This is a genomic window from Flexivirga endophytica (assembly GCF_014640635.1).
Taxonomy (GTDB): Bacteria; Actinomycetota; Actinomycetes; order Actinomycetales; family Dermatophilaceae; genus Flexivirga; species Flexivirga endophytica.
Genome location: NZ_BMHI01000003.1, coordinates 53592 through 77821, shown reverse-complemented (window position 1 = coordinate 77821; position 24230 = coordinate 53592). Strand labels below are relative to the sequence as shown.

The window sequence follows — 24230 nt, the reverse complement described above, 5'->3', positions numbered from 1 at the left end:
GTCGTCAGTCGAGCTCGCCCTGCTGTCGCGCCAGGTCGACGGCTTCGGTCCGGTTGGCCGCGCCGAGCTTGGCCAGGATGTTCGAGACGTGCACGCTCGCGGTCTTGGTGCTGATGAAGAGCTTGCCGGCGATCTGCCCGTTCGTCATACCTTCGGCGACGAGTTGGAGCACGTCGCGCTCGCGTGGCGTGAGTCCGCTGCCGCGACCGGTCTCGGCGCGTGGCCGACCGCGCAACTGCGCGATCAGGTGCGTGGCTCCGAGTCGTCGTGCGGTCGCCAGTGCATGCCCGGACAGCGTGCGAGCTTCGCTCAGCTCGCCGGTCACCTGCAGCGCCCGTGACAGGGACAGCTCGGCGACCGCCTGCTCGTAGACGAACCCGGCATTCTCGAAAAGCTTTACTGCCTCACGATATTCGTCCACGGCAAGAGCGTCGTTGCCAGCCAGTCGGGCAAGCTCCCCCTGCGCCCGTGCGAACCACGCACGTGACTCCTCACCCAGCGACTCCCGCCATCCGCGCACGGACAGGATCTCTTCCAGTGTGTCATTGAGCTGCTCCACCCGGGCAGACCAATCGGTGGCTTCACGCGGCCTCACCGCGACAGCATCGGCGATGTGCGTCAGCAGCAGCGCGGTCATCCGGATCTCGGCGTCGAAGACGGGCAGTCGCCATACACGGCGGACGGTGGCAACGGCTTCGTCATAGACCGCAACCGCGCCGGCGAGGTCGCCCGTCGCACCCAGGACGTCGATCGTCGCCGGTGCATCGTGGGCCACGATGAACATGTCCTGCGACCAGTGCGACCGCAACTCCTCGTGCGCGGCCAGCGCACGATCGAAGCGACCGCGCGCGACATCGACCGTCTCACGCACGGCGGCGGCGGCCGCAGTGACGATGCGCGGCAGGGCATCGGTGTCCGCGAGCAGTTCGTCGACGTGCCCCCAATCGCCCATCTTGGCCGCGAGCGTCGCGCCGAAGACGAGCGAGTCCAAGCCGTAGAGCTCGGTGCGAGCGTGCGCCTCGGTGGCCCGCCGGACCGCCTTGTCGAAGGTCGCGGCGGCCGCGGTGTGCTGGTCGGCCCGGGCCTGCAGGCCGGCGAGTTGATGCAGTGCGCGTAGTTCGGCGCGGATGTCGCCTTCGGCTGCTGCTTGTTGCCGCACGTGCTCCAGAGTCGTCAGCGCAGAGGTCATGTCGCCGGCGAGTCCGTCGAGCTTCGCCTGCGTGGTCATCGCATCGGTGATGATCATCGGCTCGTCGACCGCGCGCCCGACGAGGAGTGCGTCTCCTGCGGCGACAGCCGCTTCGTCGTGCCTCTCGAAGGACAGCAGGTAGCGCGCCCGGAGCGCCAGGAACTTCCCGAGCAGGACGTTCTCCTCGCACTCGCGGGCCCACCCGATGCCGACGTCGAGCAGTTCGTCGGCGTCGTCGGGCAAGCCGTCGATGCCGAGTTTGGTGCTCGTGGTCGGCAGGTCGGTCAGCAGCAGGGCGGACAGGAAGAGGCGTAACAGCTCTGCCCGCTCCACCAGCGTGCCGCTATGTGTTCGCAGTGCGTCGCGGACGAGCTCGGTCGCACGGTGCGGGTCACCGGCGGCGAGCAACGCCCGCGCGGCGCGTCGCGGCAGGTCGGTCGGGACATCCGTGAGCTCCGGGTGCCAGGCGGCCAGCGAGATGGCGGCCTCGAAATGTCGCGCGGCGTTCGATGGGGCGGCCGTCTCCATGGCGTCGTCGCCGGCTCGAAGTCTGGCCTGCAGCGCGGTCTCGAAGCGGCCCGCCTGCTCGGCGTGCATCGCCAGCGTTGCGGGTCGGTAGGAATCGCCGCACTCGAGGAGTATGTCGGTCAGCGTGTCGTGCAGCCGGACGCGTTCGCCGGGGAGCAGGTCGTCATACACGGCCTCGGCCAGGAGCGCGTGTCGGAAGGTGTAGGTGTCGTCGCGACTCGTGACGAGGAGGTGTGCGTCGATGGCAGCGCGCAGGGCGTCCTGCAACCGCTCCGGCGGCAGATCGACCAGACCCCGCAGCGTCCTGTCGCAGGCGGCCGAGCCTGCGACGGCCGCGGCGCGAAGCACTCGACGCGGGTCATCGTCGAGCGAGTCGGCACGCACCAGCAACAGGTCGGCGAGATCGCCGGGCAGCGCCGGCCCACCGGCGTCGCGAGGTTGCATGGAAGCGGCGACGAGTTCTTCGGCGAAGAAAGGATTTCCGCCGGAACGGCGGATGATGTCGCCGGCGTCGGGATCGGCCAGGCCGGGTCGTAAATGGTCGACGAGCGCGCGCGACGGCTCAGCCGTGAGCGGCTCCAGCAGCACCCGACGCACGGTGGGCAGGCGGGACCACTCGGCGAGTGCGGGCCGCAGGGGATGCCTCCGGTGCAGGTCGTCGGTGCGGTAGGTCGCCACGACGTGCACACCGGGCCGGACGTCGTGGGTGAACTGGTAGGTGAGCAATTCGCGCGTCGCGCGGTCGGCCCAGTGCACGTCCTCGAGAACGACGAGCACGGGTGCGAGCCCGGTGAGTTCGTCGAGCATGGTGGCGACCGTCTCGAAGTATTCGACGGGTCGGACGCCCTCGCTCGGCACCAGGCGCTCGGTCGAGACGACGCCGTCCGCGGCGGGCAACTCACGCAACGAGCGTGCGATGTCGGTGATCGGGAGGTATGGCGCAGCACTGTCGCCCAGGTCGAGGCAGCGCCCGACGAGAACGACACCGCCGGCCTCGCGGCAGATTGCCGCGATCTCCTGCATCAGCCGGGTCTTGCCGATGCCGGCGTCACCGCCGAGCAGCGTGATCGACGACTGCGCGCGGTCCCCGAGCAACTGCGCGAAGTCGTCGATCTCCGCAGTGCGGCCGAAGATCGGGCCGGCAGGGGCGGAATCGGGGATCACGGCCCCATTGTCCCCCGCGAACGGCTCCGGCGGATCGGTCAGCGCCGATCCGCCGGCGGTCACCGCCATCCGAGACGGTCGGGGGTGACCAGGTTCGTGTTCGGGCGCGGTGTCGGCTTCTGCTCCGCGGGCTGCCGGCGGCGTCCGAAGAGCCGACGGACGCTCAGCTCCCAGCCGTGCGCGACGGCGAAGTCGTGCGCGATCTGTTGCTGCCGGAACGCGATCTCCGCGTCGACGATGGGTGAGGTGGAGTACGAGTACTTCATCAGAGTGCCTTTCGATGTCTTGTGCTGGTGACATCGAGATTCGTCGGCTGAGGTAGCACGCCGCGTCGGGCAGATGCCCTATTTGTGGCTGAGGTAGTGCCTCAGACACCTCACGTAGCGCCCGGACTCCTTACGCCGGTCCCTCGTACTCCTCAACGCAGTCTCGCGGAACCCCTTCGCCGAGCGGACAGGAACGCACCGAGCGGACAGGAAAATTCGCCGGGATTCTGCGATTTTTCCTGTCCGCTCACTAGGTATGCTGTCCGCTCGATCGGAGGAGCGGCGACGGGCGTCGATCAGTCGTAGGGACCGCCGGCGACATACAGGACCTGGCCGCTGACGAAGCCGGCGTCCTCGCTGCAGAAGAACGACGCCGCGTTGGCGATGTCGGCCGGTCGACCGACGCGCTGCACGGGGATGTCGTTGGCGGCCAGTTGCTGGAACTCGTCGAAGTCGATGCCGACCCGGTCCGCGGTTGCCTTGGTCATGTCGGTGACGATGAAGCCCGGCGCGATCGCGTTGGCGGTGACCCCGAACTTGCCGAGCTCGACGGCCAGCGTCTTGGTGAAGCCCTGCAGTCCCGCCTTGGCCGCGGAGTAGTTGACCTGACCGCGGTTGCCCTGCGCCGACGTGCTCGACAGGTTGACGATGCGGCCGAACTTCGCCGCGGTCATGTGCTTCTGTGCCGCGCGCGTCATCAGGAAGCTGCCGCGCAGGTGCACGTTCATCACGGTGTCCCAGTCGTCCGCGGTCATCTTGAAGATGAGGTTGTCGCGCAGCACGCCGGCATTGTTGACCAGCACTGTCGGCGCTCCGAGCTCGGTCGCGACCCGCTCGACGGCGGCCGACACGGACTCCTCGTCACTCACGTCGCAGCCGACTGCGAGTGCTTTGCCACCACCCTGGTTGATGTCGTCGACGACGCCCTGGCAGGCACCCTCGTCCAGGTCGAGGACGGCGACGGCGAGGCCGTCCGCGGCGAGGCGCCTCGCGATCTCAGCGCCGATGCCGCGTGCGGCACCGGTGACGATGGCGGTTCGCTGGTCGGTCATGGTTCTCCTTGGGTGTGCGGGTTGGTCAGATGACGGTTCAGGAGGTGGGGTGCCAGACGAGCCGCCCGATGGTCCGGCCTGCGGCCAACTCGGTGAGTCCGTGCGGCAACTCCTCGAAACCTAGCTGCCTGCTGATCAACGGTCGTATGACGCCCTCGGCCGCCAGCCGGGACAGCTCGGCGAACCCTTGGGCGATGACCGCGGGGCGCATCGTTTGGTAATAGCCCCAGTGCAAGCCGAGGATCGCGTAGTTCTTCAGCAGCATGTGGTTGAGCGGGGGCGCCTGGATCCGGCCACCGGAGAAACCCACGATCACGATGCGGCCCTCGAAAGCGACGCACTTGGCCAGCAGCTCATAGGCATCTCCGCCGACGGGGTCGAAGATGACATCGGCCCCGCGTCCGTCGGTGGCGTCCTTGACCTTCGCCACGACGTCGTCCCTAGTGCGGTCGATCACGACGTCAGCGCCCAGTGCCGTTGCAGCGTTTGCCTTTTCGGCGCCACCGACGATCGCGATGACCTTGTTGCCGTTGTTCTTCGCGAGCTGCACCGTCGCAGATCCGACGCCGCCCGCGGCCGCCTGCACCAGCACCGTGTCATCGGGCTGCAGCCCCGCCCGACGGAAGAGGGCTGCCCACGCGGTCTGGTAGGCGATGGTCAGCACCGCTGCCGCGTCGTCGTCCAGCGATGGGGGAGCGAGTGCGCTCGCCGCGGGCATCAACGCCGTCTCGGCGAAGCCGCCGTGTGGCAGGGCCGCCATCCCGATGATCCGGTCACCCACGTTCCGGTCGGTGACGCCGTCGCCGAGAGCGGTGATCTCCCCGCAGAGCTCGGCGCCCGGGGTGAAGGGCAGTTCCGGCCGTACCTGGTAGAGGCCCTGGCACATCAGCACGTCCGGGAAGTTCAGTGCCGCGCTGCGAACACGGACCTGCACCTGACCCGCCCCGGGCTCCGGCTCCGGAATGTCGTTCTGGTGCAACGCATCCGCGGGTGCCGCGAGCTCTCGGACCTGCCATGCCTTCATCGCGATTCTCCTGCCTCGTCGATCCTCTCCTGCAATCGCTGCATGCCCCTGAGCCACTTGTCGGTGTCAGTCCCGCGCATCGCGAAGTAGTCCTTCACCTCCGGGTGCGGCAGCACCAGGAAGTCGCCGGTGGCAAGGGTCCTCACCAGCACGTCGGCGACGTCCGCCGGCTCCAGAGCGCCGTCGTGACCGATGACGTCGGCGACCGGGTCGTCGCCCGGACCGGGATACATGTCGGTGCGCACGCCTTGCGGGCAGATCGCGTGCACGTCGATGCCGCGATGGCCGTAGGTCACCGCGAGCCATTCGGCGAACGACTCGGCGCCGTGTTTGGTGACTGCGTATGACGGCTGGCCCAGCACCGTGAGTAGGCCGGCGGCGGATGCGGTGACCACGAAACGGCCGGACCCGCGTTCCAGCCACTCGGGCAACAGCAGCCGGGCGGCGCGCACGTGTGCCATCACATTGACCGACCAGGAGGTCTCCCAGTCGGTGTCGGGAGCATCGAGCCCGGCGCCACGGGCGACACCGGCGTTGCCGATCCACACATCGATCCCGGACAGGTGCTCGCGCGCGGTGGACACGACCGAGCGGACGCCGTCCTCGGTCGAGATGTCAGCCGAGATCGGCTGTGCGCCGATGCGATCCGCGGTCTCCCTCAGCTGGTCCTCGAGCAGATCGGTCACCACGACGCGCGCCCCGAGCGACAGCAAACGCTCGGCGACCGCGGCACCGATGCCGCGAGCGGCGCCCGTGACCACGACTCGTTGGTCCTGCCAGGTCGTGAGTGGTCTGGGCACGATGCTCCTTCGAGGTCTGCGGGGCGGCGGTGCGACCACGTCTCCCGGGTCGGCCGGGTCGGTCGGCTGCTCGCTACTAAGCGCTTGCTTAGCGTCGCACGCTGCGGCATGCTCGTCAACGCATCGGCAACCGCCGGTGGAGTGTCGAGCGGGAAGGGAACCGATGGACCCGTCGCCCTCGGCAGCGCAACGCAGACTGCTGGATGCTGCGCGGGATGCCTTCGGCGCCAAGGGGTTTCACGGCACCACTACTCGGGACATCGCCGCCGCAGCCGGTATGTCGCCGGCGGCGGTCTACGTGCACCATCGCACGAAGGAGTCGCTGCTCTTCGCGATCTCGCTGGGCGGGCATGAGGCCAGCCTGCGCGCGTTGCGCGAGGCTGCGGCCGCCGCCGACACCCCGACGGAGCAGCTCGGCGCGATGATTCGCACGTTCGTGCTCGGGCACACGACCGACCACACGCTCGCCCGAGTGGTGAATTACGAGCTCGCCGCACTCGCGCCGGAGCACCGCGCCACGATCGACGCGTTGCGCCACGACATACAACAGCTCATCCGCGGTGTCCTTGCCGACGGCGCGGCGACCGACGAGTTCGACTGCGCCGACGTCGGTATGACGACCAACGCGATCATGGGCATGTGCATCGACGTCGCCCGCTGGTACGACGAACGCGACGCCTGGGCGCCGGAACGCATCGCCGACCACAGTGCCCGGATGGCGCTGCGGATGGCGGGCGCGTCCAGCGGGCGGTAGCTCCTTGACCGGTCAGCGGTAGTTGGTGAACTGCAGCGCGACATCCAGATCGGCGCCCTTGAGCAGCCGCTGGACCTCCTGCAGGTCGTCCCGCGACTTGCTGGTGACGCGCAGCTCGTCACCTTCGATACGCGACTTGACCGACTTGGGGCCCTCGTCGCGGATCAGCTTGGAGATCTTCTTGGCGTTCTCCTGGCTGATGCCGTCCTTCAGCGTCGCCTCCAGGAGATAGTCCTTGCCGGACAGCTGCGGCTCGCCGTCGTGGGACAACTCGAGCGACTTCAGTGACACGCCGCGCTTGACCAGCTTGGTCTGGAAGACGTCGAGCACGGCGAGCGTGCGCTCCTCGGAGTTGGCCTTCATGACGATCTTCTCGCCGGACCACTCCAGCACCGCGCCGACATTGCGGAAGTCGTAGCGGGTGGAGATCTCCTTGGCCGCTTGGTTCAGCGCGTTGCTGACCTCTTGCTTGTCGGTCTTGCTGACGATGTCGAACGAAGAGTCGGCCATGGTGCTGCTCCTTCTGACGGCTGGATTCCTCGCCCGAGTATGCCGCCCGCGGCCGTCGCGACGGCCGTGGGACTCCGATTGGCTCGGGCCGCCCGTGCTTGTTATCCTCGTCCACGCACGCCAGGTTGCCCGAGCGGCCAGCGGGGTCGAGTGGTCCGAAGGACACCGACTTGCTAGCCTGCCTCGAGCACCACGCCAGGTTGCCCGAGCGGCCAATGGGAGCGGACTGTAAATCCGTCGCAGTAATGCTACCTAGGTTCGAATCCTAGACCTGGCACCAGTGCACGAAGGCCCCGGCAATCTCGCCGGGGCCTTCGCCATGTGCCGGGCGCGGGCGGACGCGTCATACGGCGATGAGGGCGATGCCCGCCAGCACCACGACCGCGCCGGCGAACTTCCGTGCCGGCGCCGGCTCGTGGAAAAGCTTCCACGCCAGCAGAGACCCGACGACGATGCTCGACTCGCGCGCCGGCGCGACCAGCGCGACGGATGTCGTCGTCATCGCCTGCAACACCAGCATGTAGGCGAGCGGGGAAAGCACTGCGACACAGACGATTTCGCGCCAGTGATCGCGCGGGGCGCGGGCCAGCTCGGTGCCCCGACCGCGCAGCCCCGGCACCATCAGCAGGCTCTGCCAGGTGGTGCTCAGCGCGAAGTAGGGGATCGGCAGCAGGGCCAGCTGCGTCATCGAGTGGTCGTCCCAGAGCGTGTATGACGCGATGGCCAGCCCGGTCAGCGTGCCCCACTGCAATCCCTTGTATGCCGACCTGCGTGCTGCTCCCGTATGGCGCTGCCGCGCTCCGGGAGCGCGCGCCGAAGCCACTACCGCGACGCCCGCGACGATCACGAAGCCACCGCAGATGGCCACGCCACCGGGTCGTTCGGCGAGCACCAGGATGGCGAAGAGCATCGTGAGCAGTGGCCCGGTCCCACGGGCGACGGGGTAGACCACGCTCAGGTCGCCCTTGCGGTAGCCGGTCTGCAACGCCAGGCCGTAGGCGATGTGCAGCAACCCCGACAGTGCGGTCGCGCCGAGCAGCGCCCACGTGATCCCGGTGTCGTTCGCCAGCAACACGATCAACCCGATCGGCAGCCAGAGGACAGCGGACAACGCCGCGTAGCAGAAGACGAACACGTAGCCGCCGTTGGCGACGCGCTTGGCCGCGATGTTCCAGATCGCGTGCAGCAGCGCTGCGGTCAGCACCAGAGCCAGAGCGGTCGCGGACATTCCCTCGACGCTAGCGAACGACGAGGATGGGACCGCAGCCAGGGAATGATGCTGATCACGGGAGCCTTGATGTGCAGATGACGGACGAGGTCGAGCCGACCCGGCTGCTCGCGATGAACGAGCCCGCCGGTCGTCGGCTGCTGGCAACGACCGTGCTCGGGTCGGGCATGGGCTTCCTGGACGGCACCATCGCGAACGTCGCGCTGCCGCACATCGGCGACGACCTACACGCCGAGCTCGCCGGCCTGCAGTGGGTGGTCAACGGCTACACGCTGGCGCTCGCGTCGCTGATCCTCATCGGCGGCTCGCTCGGCGACCGGGTGGGACGCAAGCGGGTATATGGCTGGGGTGTGGCCGGTTTCGCCATCACCTCTGTCATCGTCGCGCTGAGTCCGACGATCGAGGTGCTCGTATTCGCGCGCGTCCTGCAGGGTGTGGCCGCGGCCCTGTTGACCCCGGGCTCACTGGCGATGCTGCAGTCGTCGTTCCGCAAGGAGGACCGGATGCGGGCCGTCGGCGCGTGGACCGGCACACTCGGCATCGCCACCGCCGCCGGTCCCGTCGTCGGTGGCTGGCTGGTCGGCATCGACTGGCGCATCGCGTTCTGGATCAACGTGCCGATCGCCGCTGTCGTGTTGTGGTTGCTCCGCACCGCACCGGAGTCCCGTGAGGCCGGTCCGCTGCACCGCCTCGACTGGTGGGCGGTCGTGCTCGCGCCGATCACGCTGGCCGGGATCACCTGGGCGCTGACCGCCTGGCCGGACACCGGGGCATCCACGTCGACCGTGTCGGCGCTCGCGGTGGGCATCGTCGCCGGTGTCGCCTTCATCGTGGTCGAGATGCGTGAACCGCACCCGATGGTTCCGCCCGACCTCTTCCGGTCGCGGGACTTCTCGGTGATCAACGTCGTCACCCTGTTCGTCTACGCGGCGCTGACCGGCTCGATGCTGTTCCTCGCGATCTTCCTGCAGGTCAGTGCCGGCTGGACGCCGCTCGAGGCCGGCGCGGCAACCGTGCCGATATCCGTCCTGATGTTCTTCCTTGCATCCCGATTTGGTTCTGTGGCAACGAAGTTCGGTGCCCGTATGCCGATGATCGGCGGTGCGGTCGTGCTGATGGTCGGGTTCGCCTGGTTGGCCCTCGCGCCGGACGACCCGTCGTACCTGACGCAGATCCTGCCCGGTGTGGTGATCATGGGCCTGGGGTTGTCGATGCTCGTCGCGCCGCTGACCGGCACCGTGCTCGCGGCGGTGCCGGACGGGCAGTCAGGACTCGCCAGCGGGATCAACAACGCGATCTCACGCACCGCAGGGCTCATCGCGGTGGCGGTGCTGCCACTGCTCACCGGTCTGTCGGGCACGGCATACCGCGACCCGATCGCCGTCGGTGACTCCTACCGGGCATCGATGTGGTGGTGCGCGGGCGTCGTTCTCGCCGGTGGATTGCTCACCGCAGTGGGGTTGCGCCGGGCTTCCGGAGCCGCCGGTGACGCCCGCGCGGCGACCTGATCCACGGGCCGATCGGGCGGCTCGCGTCTCGTTCCGCGAACCCCTGGGGGCGGTAGGTGCGATCCACCGGCCATAGAGGGTAGGCTTGGCAGTGGTCAGCAGTTGTTGTTCCTTCACGTCTTGAGCGCGCTGGATCCATGCAGCGCTCGACGCGGAGGTGCCGACGATCCTTGTCGGACGCCCGCGACGTTGACGTTTGGCCCCGGGCTCGCGCACCGTGTGCGGCCCGGCAGAAAACCCGAAGGGAATCGCCACCATGGCAACAGGAACCGTCAAGTGGTTCAACGCGGAAAAGGGCTTCGGCTTCATTGCTCCCGAGGACGGCAGCCCCGACGTCTTCGTGCACTTCTCCGCCATCAGCGGCAGCGGCTACAAGTCGCTGGAGGAGAACCAGAAGGTCGAGTTCGACTCGGCCCAGGGTCAGAAGGGCCCGCAGGCCGAGAACGTTCGCGCGATCTGATCGCCTGAACTTTTTCATCGAAGCGGGCGCATCCGGGATCTTCCCGGGTGCGCCCGCTTTGCTTTTGCCGCTGTATGGCGCTCAGCGCCATACAGCGCGTTAGTCCTCCGCATCGTTGCCGGGCTCGCCATACTGCAGGGATGCGGTGGTACTGGGGGACGTTGTTGGCGCTGCACGACATGAAGATCCACGGTGTCAGGCACCTGCAACATCGCGGCTGGCAGCGAGCCGTCACAGTCGACACTTCGGAGACGACGAAGAGTTTCGACGGCACACCGGACCCCGAAGCCCACATCTTCTCCTTCGAACTCGTCCGGCACGACAGCTCCCAACCGTGGCGGATCATCGACTTCGGTGAGGGCTGAGCCGGACCTCACGTTTCGGCGCTCCACGGCGACTACCCGGTGATGATGAACAAACCATTCGAGAACGCGATCGACGCACACGGGCCCACCGTGCTGCGGGTATGTCGCGCAGTGCTCGGTATGACGCCCGACGCCGACGACGCCTGGTCCGAAACGTTCCTGGCCGCGCTCCGTGCCTGGCCCGACCTGCCGGACGACACCAACGTCGAGGCCTGGCTGGTGCGGGTCGCGCAACGCAAGACGGTCGACGTCATCCGCGCACGCAGCCGGCAACCGGTGCCGGTCGACGAACTGCCGACGTCCATCGCCGGCACCGACGGCATACCGCACGAGGCGGACCCGGACCTGTGGTCCGCGGTCGCGTCGCTCCCGGAGCGCCAGCGCCTCGCGGTGGCCTATCACTACGTAGGCGGACTGCCACACAAGGAGACCGCCGCACTGATCGGCGGCACCACCGAGGCGGTCCGCAGGGCGGCGGCCGACGGCATCACGCGGCTGCGGACCACGTATGGCGCGAGCGCAGCTCAGGAAGGAACACGATGATGGACACGAACAACACTCCCGAGTTCGACCTGGCATCCGCGTTGACGGTCGGCGCAGACGAAATGGACTCGCTGCGCAGCGAATTGGCGCGTCGAGCGGCGGACGACAACCTGCTCGACGTCACCTACCGCACGATCGACACCCCGCTCGGCCAGCTGCTGTTGGCCGCTACCGAGCGCGGACTGGTGCGCGTCGCCTACGAGCGCGAGGAGTTCGACCGGGTGCTCGACACGATCGCCCAACGGGTGAGCGCCCGCATCCTGCGGACGCCCGCACGGCTGGACGACGTCGCCCGCGAGCTGGACGAGTACTTCACCGGCCGGCGCACCACCTTCGACCTGGCACTGGACCACTCGCTCTCCTCGGGATTCCGCGCCGAGGTGCAACGCAGCCTGCCGTCGATCGCCTACGGACACACGGCGTCATACGGCGAGATCGCGGCACTGGTCGGCCGCCCGCGCGCGGTCCGTGCCGTCGGTACCGCGTGCGCGACGAACCCACTGCCGATCGTCGTCCCCTGCCACCGAGTCGTGCGCAGCGACGGCTCCTACGGCGGGTATGTCGGGGGAGTCGACGCCAAGACGAAGCTGCTGACCATGGAGGGTGCCGCGTGATGAGCACGTGGAGCGACCGCGTCGACTCCGGCGACTGGACGGCGATCACCGAGGAACTCGACGAGTACGGCGGAGCGCTGCTGCCGCAGTTGCTCGACGCGGGGGAGACCGCGCGGATCCGCGCGCTCTACCCACGCGACGAGCTCTTCCGCAGCACGATCACCATGGGCAGGCACCGGTTCGGTGAGGGCGAATACCGTTATTTGCGGGCGCCATACCCCGAGCCGATCGACGAACTGAAGCGGGCGCTCTACCCGCGACTGCTGCCGATCGCACTGAACTGGTGGACCAAACTCGGGCGCGACCCGATCTGGCCGGACACCCTCGACGAGTGGCTCGCGATGTGCCACGAGGCCGGCCAGACCAAGTCGACCGCCATCCTGCTGAAGTATGGCGAGAAGGACTGGAACGCCCTCCATCGCGACCTGTATGGCGATCTGGTCTTCCCACTGCAGGTGGTGATCAACCTCAACGAGCCCGGCGTCGACCACACCGGTGGTGAGTTCCTGTTGTTGGAGCAACGCCCCCGTGCTCAATCTCGTGGCACCGCAACGCTGTTGCCGCACGGTCATGGATATGTCTTCACCACCCGTGACCGGCCGGTGCGGTCGCAACGTGGCTGGTCCGCGGCACCGGTCCGACATGGCGTCTCCGCGATCCGCTCCGGTGAGCGGCACACGTTGGCACTGGTGTTCCACGATGCGGCCTGATGGGCCTGCTGGCGAAACGCCTTCTGGCGCCAAGACGTTCACACTGCTCGGCGCCGACCGCGCGCCATACGAGTCGGCTGTGCCGGGCACGTTCGGCGGCAACCGCCGAAACCACCTCTACGGTCGCCTCGACTGTCCGTCGGCGCTGCGAGCGCTCGAACGAGGGGGATACGTGAAGGTGCGCGTCTTCTTCGCCGACGAATCCACCGCGGTAGCAGCGGGATACCGGCCGTGCGCGGTGTGCCTGCCCGAGAAGTACCGAGCCTGGAAGAGCAAGGCGTAACGTCGCTCTCATGCTGCTCTCGGAGGAATTGCTGTTGTTGTGCACGACCGAGGACGGGAAGTGGCTGGCCAGCGGCCAGTCCGTTCCGGTTGCTCTCGCCGGCGGCCTACTCGCCGAACTCGCCCTGCAGGGACGTGTCGCGGTCGATGAGCGGGATCGTCTTGCGCTGCCGGGCGGCGCCACCCCGCAGGGCGATCCGACGCTCGATCGCGCGCTGGAGACGTTCCGGTCGAAGGCCGGCAAGAAGCCCAAGGACGTGCTCGGCCGCGTGGCCAAAGGCCTCGGCGACGAACTCTACGATCGGCTGGCCGCGGCCGGCATCGTGGCGATCGAGCGCGGAAGATTCCTGCGTCCCAACCGTTTCCCCCTGCGTCGGCCGGACGTACGCGCCCGCGTGTGGAACGACGTCGCGGCCGTGTTGGTGGGGACCGCTCGACCCGATCCGCGCACCGGGACCCTGCTCGGACTCGTCCAGGCGTGCGGCGCGGTGCCGGCGATCTTTCCGCCCGAGCAGTTCGGCATGAGCAAGAAGGAACTGATCAAACGGGCCAAGGAGCTGACGGACGGTGACTGGGCCTCCGGCGCAGCCGGGCGCGCTGTCCGCGAGGCTCAGGCGGCGACCATGGCGGCGGTGACCGCGGCAGTCACTGCTGCAACCACGACGGCGACCATCAACTCCTGAGCCGACTCATCCAGCGGTGTCACCGCTCGGATTCGGGGCGGTAGTAGTCAGCCATCAGCTCGGTCGACCACTCCGGTTGCCGCACCGCACCCCGCGGTCCGAACTCCACCATCCACGGCTTGATGTCCAGCACCGGGGTCCCGTCCACGGCGTCCAGCCCCTCCACCACGAGCGACCTCCCGTCGACCTGCAGCAGCCGACATCGACTCACGCCGAGGCGATTCGGCCGACGCTTGCCGCGTTGCCCGAAGATCCCCACCAGCGGCCAGTCGTCCCGGTTTCGCGGATGGCGTGCGGTGGTCTCGACCGACTCCGGGTCGACACGGTCGAAGACGTAGACGACCTCGAGATGTGAGAAGTCACCCAGCCCCGCCAGGCTCTCCGGCTCGTATGCCGCGGTCAGCTCGATCCGGCATACCGAGTCGCCCCAGTAGTCGTCGTCGGGTGTGGCACGGCCTTCGCGAACAACTGCTACGGGTTCCATGACGAGATCCATGGCACGGATTCTGGCACCGCTCGCGCACCGAGCGGTCGATGGATGTCAGGTGACCTGAAACCGCCCGTGAAACCCGTGAAGGTACGGCGAAACCACCCTGAAAGTCAGCGTCCATAGCTTCCTCAGCAGACCGAATCCCTCGAGCCTGCCAAGGAGGCCGCCATGACGAACACCACTCTCTCCCCACCGACCACCCCGAAACCACCACAGCGAAAGACCTATTCGTCGCTGCGCGCAGCATGGATCCCGCTCGCAGCGCTGTGCCTCGCCTTCTTCGTCGAGATGGTCGACAACACGCTGCTGTCGATCGCGCTGCCGACCATCGGTCGCGACCTCGGCAGCGGCACCACCGCGCTGCAATGGGTCACCGGCGCCTACTCGCTGACCTTCGGCGGACTGCTGCTGACCGCCGGCTCGATCGCCGACCGCTTCGGGCGCCGGCGCGTGCTGCTCATCGGACTCGGCCTCTTCGGGCTGATCAGTCTGGCGGTCGTCTTCGTCGACTCGACCGGCCAACTCATCGCCCTGCGCGCCGCGCTCGGTGTCGCCGCCGCGGCCATGGCGCCGATCACCAACTCGCTGGTCTTCCGGCTCTTCGACGGCAAGGACCTGCGGATGCGGGCGATGACGGTGATGATCGTCGTCGGCATGTCCGGCTTCATCCTGGGCCCGCTGCTCGGCGGCACCGCACTGGCGCACATCCGCTGGGAGTGGCTGCTCGTCGTGAACGCGCCGATCGCTCTGATCGCCGCCATCGGTGTATGGCGAGGTGTGGCTCCCGATGACCGTGACGGCCTGACCAACGACAAGCTCGACCTGCCCGGCGCGGCCCTCAGCATCACGATGATCGGCCTGGCCTGCTACTCCCTGACCAGCGGCGTCCAGCACGGCTGGCTCTCACTGGCCACCATCGCGTCGATCGCCGGCGCGATCCTCGCCGGACTCGCTTGGGTGTTTCGCGAGCGGACCAGCAAGGCACCGATGCTGGACCTCTCCGTCCTGTCGAACGGCACCGTCCGCGGCGCCCTCCTCGCGCAGGTCGCCACGGCGATCGCCATGGCATCGGTGATGTTCGGCCTCATCCTGCACTTCCAGTACGCCTACGGCTGGAGCCCGGTCCGGGCCGGACTGGCGAACCTGCCGATGATCGTGACCATGCTGGTGGCGACTCCGCTGTCGGAGTGGCTCGGCAAGCGCTTCGGTCACCGCATCGCCTGTCTGGTCGGCGCCGCGTGCCTCGGCGGCTCCCTCGTCGGTATGGCGTGGGGCGTCGAGCACGGCTACCTCGCCATCGCGGTCTCCATGGTCGTCATGACGATCGGCCTGCGCACCGTGATGACGATCTGCGCGGTCGCGCTCGTCGACGCGATGCCGGAGAACCGCACGTCGATGGGCACAGCGCTCAACGACACCGCACAAGAGGTCGGCACCAGTGTCGGCACCGCCATCGTCGGAACGCTGATCGCGGCGCTCGTCACCGCGACCCTGCCGGCCGGCGTGTGGAGCAGCAGCCTGGTGGCGTCGTTCTTCCACGGCGAGCGGATCACCTACCTGGTGCTCGCCGCAGTGGTCGGCGGCATCGCCACCCTCGGCGCGGTGACTCTCACCGACTCACGCTCGGTGGAGGAGCAGCACTGAGCAGGTTGCCGGCTCGACGCACGCTGTGCGGCGGATCGCGGCAGGTCCGAGGGCGGCGACGTTCGTGCCGCGGGCGGGTTCTCATCCCCTCGGGCTCCGCCGCGCGTTGCCGCTCGAGCAGTTCAACCCGGAAACCAGGTTGCGACGGATCTTCCAGTGCGGCTTCATTGGTGACATGGCAGATGTACACGTTGGCCCGGCTCGCGACGCCCGGCGGTTCCTCGACACCGACGAGCTCGTATGGTTCGCCGAGCCGTCGCGGGAATCGCCGGCGCAGGCGCTCTCCGGCATTCGGGAGGACCAACGGTTCGCGGCCGAGGTCGCGGACGGTGACCCTGCCTACTACGCAGGCGTCTATGGCGTCTACCCGCTGACGCTCACCGTGCCCGGGAGTAGACAGAGCCTGCAGCAACTGCCGGTGAGCGGTCTCACCTTCGTCGGCGTGCACCCTGACGAGCGTCGGCGAGGTGTCCTCACCGCGATGCTGCGCGACCACTTCGAGCGCGTGCGTGGCGGCGACTGGTCTGGATTGTCGGTGCTCCACGCGAGTGAGCCGGCGATCTACGGCAGACACGGCTACGGAGTTGCGTCGTTGGAGACCCGGGTGACACTGAGTAGGGGTGCGACCTTCACCGCCCCGACCCTCGAGCAGGAGGTGTCAGCACTCCGGACACGTCTCGTTGCCGCTGGCGAGCCGGGCGTCACGGACCGCATGAAGGCTGCCGCACAGCACGCCGGCGCGCTTACGCTCGGCTCTGTGGTCCGGGAACTCGAGACCTACGAGATGTTCGGCCGCGATACACCGCAGACGCTGCGGGACAAGGAACCTCAGCGCATCCTGTTCGCGACCCGTGACGGCAGTGATGTCGGCTATGCCTGGTTCCGCCGTAAACAGAAATGGGAGGAGGGTCGCCCCGACGGCACGGTCGAGGTCGGCGAGCTGGTCGGTGACCCCGCCGCCGAGCTCGCCCTGCTGCGGCGTCTCGTGGACCTCGACCTCACCTCCTCGGTCATCCTCAACGGCCGTGGGGTCGATGATCCCGTGCTCGCGTGGGCAGGTGGTGACCGCAGCATTCACGGTCCGACCTGGGACAGCCTTTGGATCCGACTCGTCGACCTGTCGCTCGCCATGGAACGACGCGGGTATGCCGCCCCGGTCGATCTCGTGCTCGAGATCGAGGACGCCGCCTGTGCGTGGAACCAGGGACGATGGCGGCTCACCGTCGACGAGGAGGGCACCGGGCACCTCGCGCGCACCGACGACAGTCCGGACCTGGTGCTCGCCACGCAGTTGCTGGCGACCGCCTACCTCGGTTCGCGCAGCCTCGAAGCCGCGCGCGTGGCCGGGCTGCTCGTCGAGCAGCGCGCAGGGGCAGCCCGGGAGCTCGACGACGTCCTGCGCATGCCGCTGGTCGCGGCCGCCGCCGTCGGCTTCTGACAGCGGGGAGTGGTCGCCGTCACCGCACGATCGGTGCGGTGATCAGCTCCTCCGGCACGCCGAGCGCGTCGACGAGGGTGGTCGACTGCTCGCGCAGTTCCTGGCACAACGAGTTCACGGACGCGGTCACCGCGCGGCTGCGAGCCGTGGTGATGCGGCCGTGCTCGATGAACCAGCCTTTGTCCTCCTCGATCGAGCTGAGTGCGTAGAGGATCAGCACTCGTTCGAGGAGGTCCTTGGCGGGGCCGTCGGACATGCCCTGCTGTGCGTCGACCGCTGCTTCCAGGACGCAGCGGTCGATGTGCGTGCGGGCGGCGAAGAGGACGTGATCCTGCGCATTGTTGAACAGCTCGAAAGCGTTGTCCTTCGTGGCCTTCCGCAACCTGTTGCCGAGCGTCTCCAATGCGTGGTCGGCGCGTTGCTCGAACATCGAGCCGGCCCACGCGAGGCTGTCGGTGGCGGTCTCGTCGTCCCGGCCGGTCGCGGCGTCGATGAGACGCTGGATGCCCGCACGGCCCGTGGTCCGTTCGACGATGAACTCGCCGACCTGGCCGGCGACCTTGCCGACCATGCCGGGAACATCGAGGTCGCCCCACATCGCCTTGTAGTCCGTCAGCAGGCCCTTGGCGGCGAGCTGCAGCAGCACGGTGTTTTCACCCTCGAACGTCGTGAAGACGTCGACGTCGGCGCGCATCTGGGTGAGTTGGTTCTCGGCCATGTAACCGGCCCCGCCGCAGGCTTCGCGGCAGGCCTGGATGGTGTCGAGCGCGTGCCAGGTCGTGACCGCCTTGAGCCCGGCGACGCGTGACTCGAGCTCGCGCTGACCCTCGACGTCGCGCTCTGCGTCGGCCGGTCCGCCCTGCAACTCCTGCAGTCGCTCGGTCACGGCGTTCTGAGCGAAACTGAGTGCGATCGACTTCGCCAGACGCGGGAGCAACTTCCGTTGGTGCGCAAGGTAATCCAGCACGACGATCTCGTCCTGGTCCTCCGACGCGGCGAACTGGCGGCGGGTGGCGCCATACCGCAGGGCGATCGCGAGAGCCTTCTTCGCCGAGGCGCCGGAGCCGCCGCCCACGCAGACCCGGCCGCGCACGAGCGTGCCCAGCATGGTGAAGAAACGACGGTTCGGGTTGTCGATGTCGGAGACGTACTGGCCGTCGTCATCGATGTCGCCGAAAGCGTTGAGCAGATTGGCCTTCGGCACGCGGACCTTGGCGAAGGAGAAGGTGCCGTTGTCGACGCCGGGCAACCCGCCCTTGGGTCCGTTGTCGCCGATCGTCACGCCGGGCAATGGATTGCCGTCCTCATCACGCACGGGGACCAGCACCGCGTGCACGCCGTGCTCGCCCTCGCCGGTCACCAGTTGGGCGAAGACGACCGCCATCCGGGCGTCCCGCGCCGCGTTGCCGATGTAGGTCTTGACGCCACCCTCGGTCGGGGTGTCGATGACGATCTCTTTGGTCGAGTCGTCATACGTCGCAATAGTTTCCAGGGCCTGGACGTTGCTGCCGTGACCGACCTCGGTCATCGCGAACGAGCCGAGCAGCCGCCCAGTCATGATGTCCTCGAGGTATGTCGCGTGGTGTCGCTCCGTGCCCAGTCGAGCGACCGCGCCACCGAAGAGGCCGAACTGCACGCCCGTCTTGACCAGCAACGACAGGTCGCCGAACGCCTGCATCTCGAAGAGCACGCAGGAGGCGGCGTAGTCGAGCTCGCCACCGAACGCCGTGGGGAATCCTGCGCGCCCGAAACCCATCTCGGCCAGCTTCAGCAACGACTCGGTTGTCCGGTCGCGGTGCTCCTCGGTCGTGAGACCGGCGGGTGCCAGCATCAGCTCGGCGGGCAGTTCCTTGCGTGCTCGCTGCCGCAACTCGATCCAGCGACCATCGAGGACATCGCGCAACTGGTCTGCAACAGGGTCGGTCATTCCGTGCTCCTTCAGGCTTGTTCAGCGGAAGATCTTCGGACCTGGCGCCCCGGCGATCTTCCGCTGGGCAAGCCTGGTCGCCTGTGTTGAATCAAATACTCCTTGTGTCGAGGCCGAGGGCTCCAGTCAATCCGTAGGTGGCGAATTCCGCCATGTGCCGCACGATCTCGGCGCGTGCCGGACGGTCGGGATCGGCCAGCCAGCGGTCGGCCGACTCCCGGACGAAGCCGATCAGCCCGTGCGCCCAGATGCGTGCAGCGGTGGTCGGTTGGCCGGCGTCGCGCAGCGCATCCGCGAAGATCGGCTGCAGCACGTCGGCGATGGTGTCGCTGATCCCGATGACCGGGTCGTCCTCGGGGGAGACGTTCAGCGCTGGACGGCGTACGACGAACCGATAGACCTCCGGATCGCGCTCGACCTGTGCGAAGTAGCTGTCGATGACCGCCTCGATGACGGCACGGGTGTCGCCTGCGAGCGGGGTCGCTCCGGCGGCTTCCCCAACGTGGGTGAGCACCTGCTGGAGGTCGCCGAGGACGTTGCTGTCGACGCTCGCGCAGACGGCGAGGTAGAGGCCGAGGCGGTCGCCGAAATGGCGGTAGATGACGGTCTTGCTGGTGCCGGCCTCCGCGGCGATCTCGTCCATCCCGACGGTCGCGCCGTGGTGCCGGATCGCCCGCAGCGCCGCATCGGTCAGCTCACGCCGACGCTGCTCACGATGCTCGGCCCACCGCGCATCGCGACCGTCGACTCGAGTGTCCTGGCGCCCGCTCATGCACCGAGAGTATCCGAAACGCGCTGTACCTGCTACTCTCAGTATCGGTAATTTTCAGTAGTGAATCATGGGAGATTCCTCAATGAGTGTTCGCGACGTTTACGTCCTCGGCGGCAACCGCATCCCGTTCGTCCGATCCGGAGGCAAATACCTCAAGGCCTCCAACCAGGACATGCTGACGGCGGCCATCGACGGCCTCGTCTCGCGCTACGGCCTGGCCGGCGAGCGCCTCGGCGAGGTCGCCGCCGGCGCGGTGCTGAAGCACTCGCGCGACTTCAACCTCACCCGCGAGTCGGTGCTCGGCTCGCACCTGTCGCCCACGACTCCTGCGTATGACGTGCAGCAGGCGTGTGGCACCGGCCTCGAGGCGACCATCCTGACCGCGAACAAGATCGCGCTCGGCCAGATCGACTCGGCCATCGCCGGCGGCTCCGACACGACCTCGGATGCCCCTCTCGCAGTGAACGATTCGCTGCGCCGCACGCTGATGAAGGTCAACTACGCCAAGACACCGCAACAGCGGATCTCGGCGCTGGCCAAGATCCGCCCCGGGCAGCTCGCGCCGGACCAGCCGTCCAACGGCGAGCCCCGCACTGGTCTCTCGATGGGTGAGCACCAGGCGATCACCACCAAGGAGTGGGGCATCACCCGCGAGGCGCAGGACGAGCTGACCGCGCGCAGCCACCAGAACCTGGCGGCGGCATACGACCGCGGTTTCTTCGACGACCTGCTGACCCCCTACCTCGGTGTCTCCCGCGACAACAACCTGCGCCCCGACAGCACTCCGGAGAAGCTGGCCAAGCTGAAGCCGGTCTTCGGCAAGGGCGAGGGCGCCACGATGACCGCGGGCAACTCGACACCGCTCACCGACGGCGCGTCTGCGGTGCTGCTCGGTTCCCGCGACTGGGCCGACGAGCACCGCATCACGCCGCTGGCGCGGTTCGTGGACGGCGAGACCGCCGGTGTCGACTACGTGACCGGCAACGAGGGCCTGCTGATGGCTCCGCCATACGCGATCGCCCGCCTGCTGCAGCGCAACAACCTGTCGTTGCAGGACTTCGACTTCTACGAGATCCACGAGGCGTTCGCCTCGACGGTGCTGTGCCACCTGGCCGCGCTGGAGAGCCCGGAGTTCTGCAAGGAGAAGCTCGGTCTGGACGCGCCGCTCGGCTCGATCGACCGTGACAAGCTCAACGTCAACGGCTCCTCGCTCGCCGCGGGGCACCCCTTCGCAGCAACCGGCGGTCGGATCGTCGCATCCACCGCGAAGATGTTGCACGAGAAGGGTTCTGGCCGTGCACTCATTTCCATCTGCGCCGCCGGTGGACTCGGCGTCGTCGCGATCCTGGAGGCTTGCGAATGAGCTCCGACCGAACCGAGGACACGAGCCTGCGAGGCCCGCAGGCAAGGAAAGAGGAGCGACAGAAAGCATGACCGACACCTACTCCAACCTCGTCAACACGAACCCGGTCGGCAAGAAGATCGCCACCCAACTCGGCCTGCCGCGGCCGACGCGGTTGCGCCGCTACGAAGAGGGTCAGGACCTGCTGTCCGGGCCGGCCGCCGTCGCAGGCATCGGTGACGCACCCGTCGCAGGCTGGGCCACGGGCATCATCAAGGCCTCCGGCGGGGACGTCGTGCCGGCGTCGCCCGAGGCGTCATACGACAAGAAGCTCGGGGCGATCGTCTTCGATGCCACGGCCGCTCGCACGCTCGACCAGCTCGACGAGCTGCGCGCCACCGTCGGCCCGGCGATCAAGAAGCTCGGTTCGTCCGCACGTCTCGTCGTGATCGGCACCACCCCTGCCGAGTTGCAGGACGCCGAGGCGGCTGCGACTCAGCAGGCACTGGAGGGCATCACTCGCTCCATCGGCAAGGAGATGCTGCGCGGCAGCACCGCCAACCTGTTGTGGGTCGACCAGGACGCGCAGGGCGACTCCTCCGTGCTCGCCGCTCCGCTGCGCTTCCTCCTGTCCGCTCGGTCGGCCTACGTCTCCGGTCAGCCGGTGCGCGTGCGCGCCGCCGACGTCCCGGACGCGACCGACTGGCGTCACCCGCTGGCGGGCCGTGTCGCGGTCATCACCGGCGCCGCTCGCGGCATCGGTGCCGAGATCGCCAAGGTCTTCGCCCGGGCCGGTGCGACGCTCGTCCTGGTCGACATCCCGGCCGCGGGTGACTCGCTCAGCAAGGTCGCCAACGACCTCGGCGCTACCGCGCTGCAGCTCGACGTGACAGCCGAGGACGCGGGCGCCCGCATCGCCGAGGCCGTCGCGCGCAAGGGCGACAAGCTGCACGTCATGGTCCACAACGCCGGCATCACCCGCGACAAGCTCTTCGTCAACACCGACGAAAACCGTTGGGGCAGTGTGCTCGACGTCAACCTGCGCTCGCAGTTCCGGATCAACAAGACGCTGCTGGACCCCTCGGTCAAGGGCGGCCTGGCCGACGGCGGCCGCATCATCGGTGTCGCATCGATCAGCGGCATCGGCGGCAACCGCGGCCAGTCCAACTATGCGGCGTCCAAGGCGGGTGTCATCGGGATGGTGCGTCAGCTGTCGCAGAACCTCGCCGACCGTGAGATCACCGTCAACGCGGTCGCGCCCGGTTTCATCGAGACCGAGATGACCGCCAAGATCCCGTTCGCCACCCGTGAGGTGGGCCGCCGGCTCAACTCGCTGCTGCAGGGCGGTAGCCCGGTGGATGTCGGCGAGGCCATCGCCTTCTTCGCCGAGCCCGGCTCGGCCGGTGTCACCGGCCAAGTGCTGCGCGTCTGCGGCCAGAGCCAGCTGGGGGCCTGAGTGCCGACCGAGCCGAGGACAGGAGCTTGCGAGGCCCGCAGGCGAGGGAAGAGGCACGAGGAAAAGGGACTGATATGACGAAAGTCATCGAGCTCAAGAGCGCCCCGAGCCTGCCGAAGATCTTCGCCCGGGCCGTCGCGACCTCTCGTAGTCACGACGACAAGGGCGGCCTGCCCGACCTGCAGGTCGTTCGCCGTGGGGTCGAGGTCGACCCGGGCGCGCTCGCGGACTACAACCACGTGTGCGGCTTCGGCCTGCGCGACGAGTTGCCCGCGACCTACCTACACAACCTCGTATTCCCGTTGCAGATAACCCTTTTCGCGGACAAGAGCTATCCCTATCCGCTGATGGGCAGTGTGCACCTGGACAACACGCTCACGGTGCACCGGCCGATCCGGCTGGGCGAGCCGCTCGACCTGTCGACCTGGACGACCAACGCGCGCCCGCACAAGAGCGGCGTGCAGGTGGACGTCGTGTCACAGGCGCACGTCGGCGACGAGCTGGTGTGGGAGGGGCTGGCGACATACCTCTACCGCGGTCAGAAGATCGACGGCGACGTGCCGCCCCACCCGGACGAGACCGAATCGCCCGACGGTGCTGGCATGGTCTGGCGGCTGGCGGGCGACCTCGGCCGCCGATTCGCCGCGGTGAGCGGTGACGTCAACCCGATCCACATGCGGTCCATCACGGCCAAGGCGATGGGCTTCCCGTCCACGATCGCCCACGGCATGTGGAGCCAGGCGGCGATGCTCGCCTCGGTCGAGAACCGTCTGCCCGACGCGTATGTCGCGACGATGTCCTTCCGCAAGCCGGTGTTGATCCCGGGCACGGTGCGTCACGTGGCGCGTCAGACGGGTGAAACCTGGGACCTGGCACTGCGGAACAACCGCAAGGGAACGCTCCTTGTCCGTGGGGAGGTTTCGCCGATTTCGTGATCGAAGAGGCTTTACGGTAGCCTTTTCGCTGCGCTGCTCGAGCAGGGCGACAGCCTTGTCGCGCTCGATCAGGCAGGCCCCTATAGCTCAGTCGGTAGAGCGTCTCCATGGTAAGGAGAAGGTCAACGGTTCGATTCCGTTTGGGGGCTCTGGTGGGCCTGAGAGGTCCATCCCCGAGGCGGGGTAGCTCAGCTGGTTAGAGCGCACGACTCATAATCGTGAGGTCGCGGGATCGAGCCCCGCCCCCGCTACAACGACAGACATACGCACCAAAGACAGAAACTCCGAGAGCAGGTTGCCGTGGCCAGCAAGAGCGCAGACATTCGCCCCAAGATCACCTTGGCGTGCACTGAGTGCAAAGAGCGCAACTACGTGACGAAGAAGAACCGTCGCAACAACCCCGACCGGGTTGAGTTCAAGAAGTACTGCCCGCGTGACAAGCGGCACACGCTGCACCGCGAGACCCGCTGACACCAGCAGCTCGCACCGAACGCATCACGAAGTGGCCCCGGACCGGCAACGGTCCGGGGCCACTTTCGCGTGTGC

General features: G+C 68.0%; 25 protein-coding genes and 3 tRNA genes. 18 read left to right on the top strand and 10 right to left on the bottom strand.

Features of this window, described 5'->3' with window-relative positions; translation table 11 throughout:
- Positions 1-4: 4 nt before the first annotated feature.
- The 5 genes from IEX71_RS08950 to IEX71_RS08930 all read right to left on the bottom strand — a co-directional run bounded on the left by IEX71_RS08950 (position 5) and on the right by IEX71_RS08930 (position 6023).
- Positions 5-2881, bottom strand: a complete 2877-nt coding sequence (locus tag IEX71_RS08950) for a helix-turn-helix transcriptional regulator (RefSeq protein ID WP_188836686.1) — start codon at positions 2879-2881, stop codon at positions 5-7.
- 59 nt (positions 2882-2940) lie between these two features.
- A complete protein-coding gene (locus IEX71_RS08945) occupies positions 2941-3147 on the bottom strand; it encodes a hypothetical protein (RefSeq protein ID WP_188836685.1) in 207 nt (68 codons plus the stop codon).
- A 296-nt stretch (positions 3148-3443) separates the two neighbouring features.
- On the bottom strand, positions 3444-4199 hold the full coding sequence (fabG, locus tag IEX71_RS08940; RefSeq protein WP_188836684.1) for a 3-oxoacyl-ACP reductase FabG: 756 nt from the start codon (positions 4197-4199) through the stop codon (positions 3444-3446).
- Positions 4200-4236: 37 nt separating this feature from the next.
- Entirely contained in the window at positions 4237-5223 is a 987-nt protein-coding gene (locus IEX71_RS08935; RefSeq protein ID WP_188836683.1) for an NADPH:quinone oxidoreductase family protein, read from the bottom strand.
- Positions 5220-6023 carry an SDR family oxidoreductase gene (locus IEX71_RS08930; RefSeq protein WP_188836682.1) on the bottom strand — a complete coding sequence of 268 codons (804 nt, stop codon included), beginning with the start codon at positions 6021-6023 and terminating at the stop codon, positions 5220-5222. The genes IEX71_RS08935 and IEX71_RS08930 overlap by 4 nt, the downstream gene beginning before the upstream one ends.
- Positions 6024-6186: 163 nt before the next feature.
- Here IEX71_RS08930 and IEX71_RS08925 point away from each other — a divergent pair, with 163 nt between their 5' ends.
- On the top strand, positions 6187-6777 hold the full coding sequence (locus IEX71_RS08925; protein ID WP_188836681.1) for a TetR/AcrR family transcriptional regulator: 591 nt from the start codon (positions 6187-6189) through the stop codon (positions 6775-6777).
- Between the two features lie 12 nt (positions 6778-6789).
- Here the strand turns inward: IEX71_RS08925 and IEX71_RS08920 are convergent, their stop codons facing one another.
- Positions 6790-7287: a YajQ family cyclic di-GMP-binding protein gene (locus IEX71_RS08920; RefSeq protein ID WP_188836680.1), complete on the bottom strand. Its 498-nt coding sequence runs from the start codon at positions 7285-7287 to the stop codon at positions 6790-6792.
- A 194-nt stretch (positions 7288-7481) separates the two neighbouring features.
- Between IEX71_RS08920 and IEX71_RS08915 the strand changes: the two genes are divergently transcribed.
- Positions 7482-7567 (top strand) — tRNA-Tyr (locus IEX71_RS08915).
- A 63-nt stretch (positions 7568-7630) separates the two neighbouring features.
- Here the strand turns inward: IEX71_RS08915 and IEX71_RS08910 are convergent.
- Positions 7631-8515, bottom strand: a complete 885-nt coding sequence (locus IEX71_RS08910; protein ID WP_188836679.1) for an EamA family transporter — start codon at positions 8513-8515, stop codon at positions 7631-7633.
- 77 nt (positions 8516-8592) lie between these two features.
- On the opposite strand from IEX71_RS08910, the gene IEX71_RS08905 reads away from it, so the two are divergent.
- The 8 genes from IEX71_RS08905 (at position 8593) to IEX71_RS08870 (ending at position 13680) form a co-directional block, all read left to right on the top strand.
- Entirely contained in the window at positions 8593-10023 is a 1431-nt protein-coding gene (locus tag IEX71_RS08905; protein WP_188836678.1) for an MFS transporter, read from the top strand.
- A 256-nt stretch (positions 10024-10279) separates the two neighbouring features.
- Positions 10280-10483, top strand: coding sequence for a transcription antiterminator/RNA stability regulator CspE (cspE, locus tag IEX71_RS08900; RefSeq protein ID WP_188836677.1), 204 nt, complete (start codon positions 10280-10282; stop codon positions 10481-10483).
- A gap of 140 nt (positions 10484-10623) precedes the next feature.
- Entirely contained in the window at positions 10624-10848 is a 225-nt protein-coding gene (locus tag IEX71_RS08895) for a hypothetical protein (RefSeq protein WP_188836676.1), read from the top strand.
- A gap of 45 nt (positions 10849-10893) precedes the next feature.
- Entirely contained in the window at positions 10894-11391 is a 498-nt protein-coding gene (locus tag IEX71_RS08890) for an RNA polymerase sigma factor (RefSeq protein WP_188836675.1), read from the top strand.
- A complete protein-coding gene (locus tag IEX71_RS08885) occupies positions 11388-12005 on the top strand; it encodes a methylated-DNA--[protein]-cysteine S-methyltransferase (RefSeq protein ID WP_188836674.1) in 618 nt (205 codons plus the stop codon). Before IEX71_RS08890 ends, IEX71_RS08885 begins: the two co-directional genes overlap by 4 nt.
- On the top strand, positions 12005-12715 hold the full coding sequence (locus IEX71_RS08880) for a 2OG-Fe(II) oxygenase (RefSeq protein ID WP_188836673.1): 711 nt from the start codon (positions 12005-12007) through the stop codon (positions 12713-12715). Before IEX71_RS08885 ends, IEX71_RS08880 begins: the two co-directional genes overlap by 1 nt.
- Complete coding sequence (locus IEX71_RS08875; RefSeq protein WP_188836672.1) at positions 12705-12998, top strand: Ada metal-binding domain-containing protein; 294 nt, start codon at positions 12705-12707, stop codon at positions 12996-12998. Before IEX71_RS08880 ends, IEX71_RS08875 begins: the two co-directional genes overlap by 11 nt.
- A gap of 10 nt (positions 12999-13008) precedes the next feature.
- Complete coding sequence (locus IEX71_RS08870; RefSeq protein WP_188836671.1) at positions 13009-13680, top strand: GOLPH3/VPS74 family protein; 672 nt, start codon at positions 13009-13011, stop codon at positions 13678-13680.
- A gap of 19 nt (positions 13681-13699) precedes the next feature.
- On the opposite strand, the gene IEX71_RS08865 is transcribed toward IEX71_RS08870, so the two are convergent.
- Positions 13700-14176 carry an SAM-dependent methyltransferase gene (locus IEX71_RS08865; protein ID WP_188836670.1) on the bottom strand — a complete coding sequence of 159 codons (477 nt, stop codon included), beginning with the start codon at positions 14174-14176 and terminating at the stop codon, positions 13700-13702.
- 162 nt (positions 14177-14338) lie between these two features.
- Between IEX71_RS08865 and IEX71_RS08860 the strand changes: the two genes are divergently transcribed.
- Positions 14339-15814 (top strand): MFS transporter, encoded by a 1476-nt coding sequence (locus IEX71_RS08860; RefSeq protein WP_188836669.1) that lies wholly within the window; start codon positions 14339-14341, stop codon positions 15812-15814.
- 175 nt (positions 15815-15989) lie between these two features.
- Positions 15990-17252, top strand: a complete 1263-nt coding sequence (locus IEX71_RS08855; protein ID WP_188836668.1) for a GNAT family N-acetyltransferase — start codon at positions 15990-15992, stop codon at positions 17250-17252.
- Positions 17253-17271: 19 nt separating this feature from the next.
- On the opposite strand, the gene IEX71_RS08850 is transcribed toward IEX71_RS08855, so the two are convergent.
- Positions 17272-19179, bottom strand: a complete 1908-nt coding sequence (locus IEX71_RS08850) for an acyl-CoA dehydrogenase family protein (protein ID WP_188836667.1) — start codon at positions 19177-19179, stop codon at positions 17272-17274.
- Positions 19180-19270: 91 nt separating this feature from the next.
- Positions 19271-19951 carry a TetR/AcrR family transcriptional regulator gene (locus tag IEX71_RS08845; protein ID WP_188836666.1) on the bottom strand — a complete coding sequence of 227 codons (681 nt, stop codon included), beginning with the start codon at positions 19949-19951 and terminating at the stop codon, positions 19271-19273.
- 82 nt (positions 19952-20033) lie between these two features.
- Here IEX71_RS08845 and IEX71_RS08840 point away from each other — a divergent pair, with 82 nt between their 5' ends.
- The 6 genes from IEX71_RS08840 (at position 20034) to rpmG (ending at position 24155) form a co-directional block, all read left to right on the top strand.
- Positions 20034-21314, top strand: a complete 1281-nt coding sequence (locus IEX71_RS08840; protein WP_188836665.1) for an acetyl-CoA C-acetyltransferase — start codon at positions 20034-20036, stop codon at positions 21312-21314.
- 67 nt (positions 21315-21381) lie between these two features.
- On the top strand, positions 21382-22749 hold the full coding sequence (locus IEX71_RS08835; RefSeq protein WP_188836664.1) for a 3-oxoacyl-ACP reductase: 1368 nt from the start codon (positions 21382-21384) through the stop codon (positions 22747-22749).
- A 74-nt stretch (positions 22750-22823) separates the two neighbouring features.
- Positions 22824-23684: a MaoC family dehydratase gene (locus IEX71_RS08830; protein WP_188836663.1), complete on the top strand. Its 861-nt coding sequence runs from the start codon at positions 22824-22826 to the stop codon at positions 23682-23684.
- 76 nt (positions 23685-23760) lie between these two features.
- Positions 23761-23833 (top strand) — tRNA-Thr (locus IEX71_RS08825).
- Between the two features lie 28 nt (positions 23834-23861).
- Positions 23862-23935, top strand: a tRNA-Met gene (locus IEX71_RS08820).
- Between the two features lie 49 nt (positions 23936-23984).
- Complete coding sequence (rpmG, locus tag IEX71_RS08815; RefSeq protein ID WP_188836662.1) at positions 23985-24155, top strand: 50S ribosomal protein L33; 171 nt, start codon at positions 23985-23987, stop codon at positions 24153-24155.
- Positions 24156-24230: the final 75 nt, after the last annotated feature.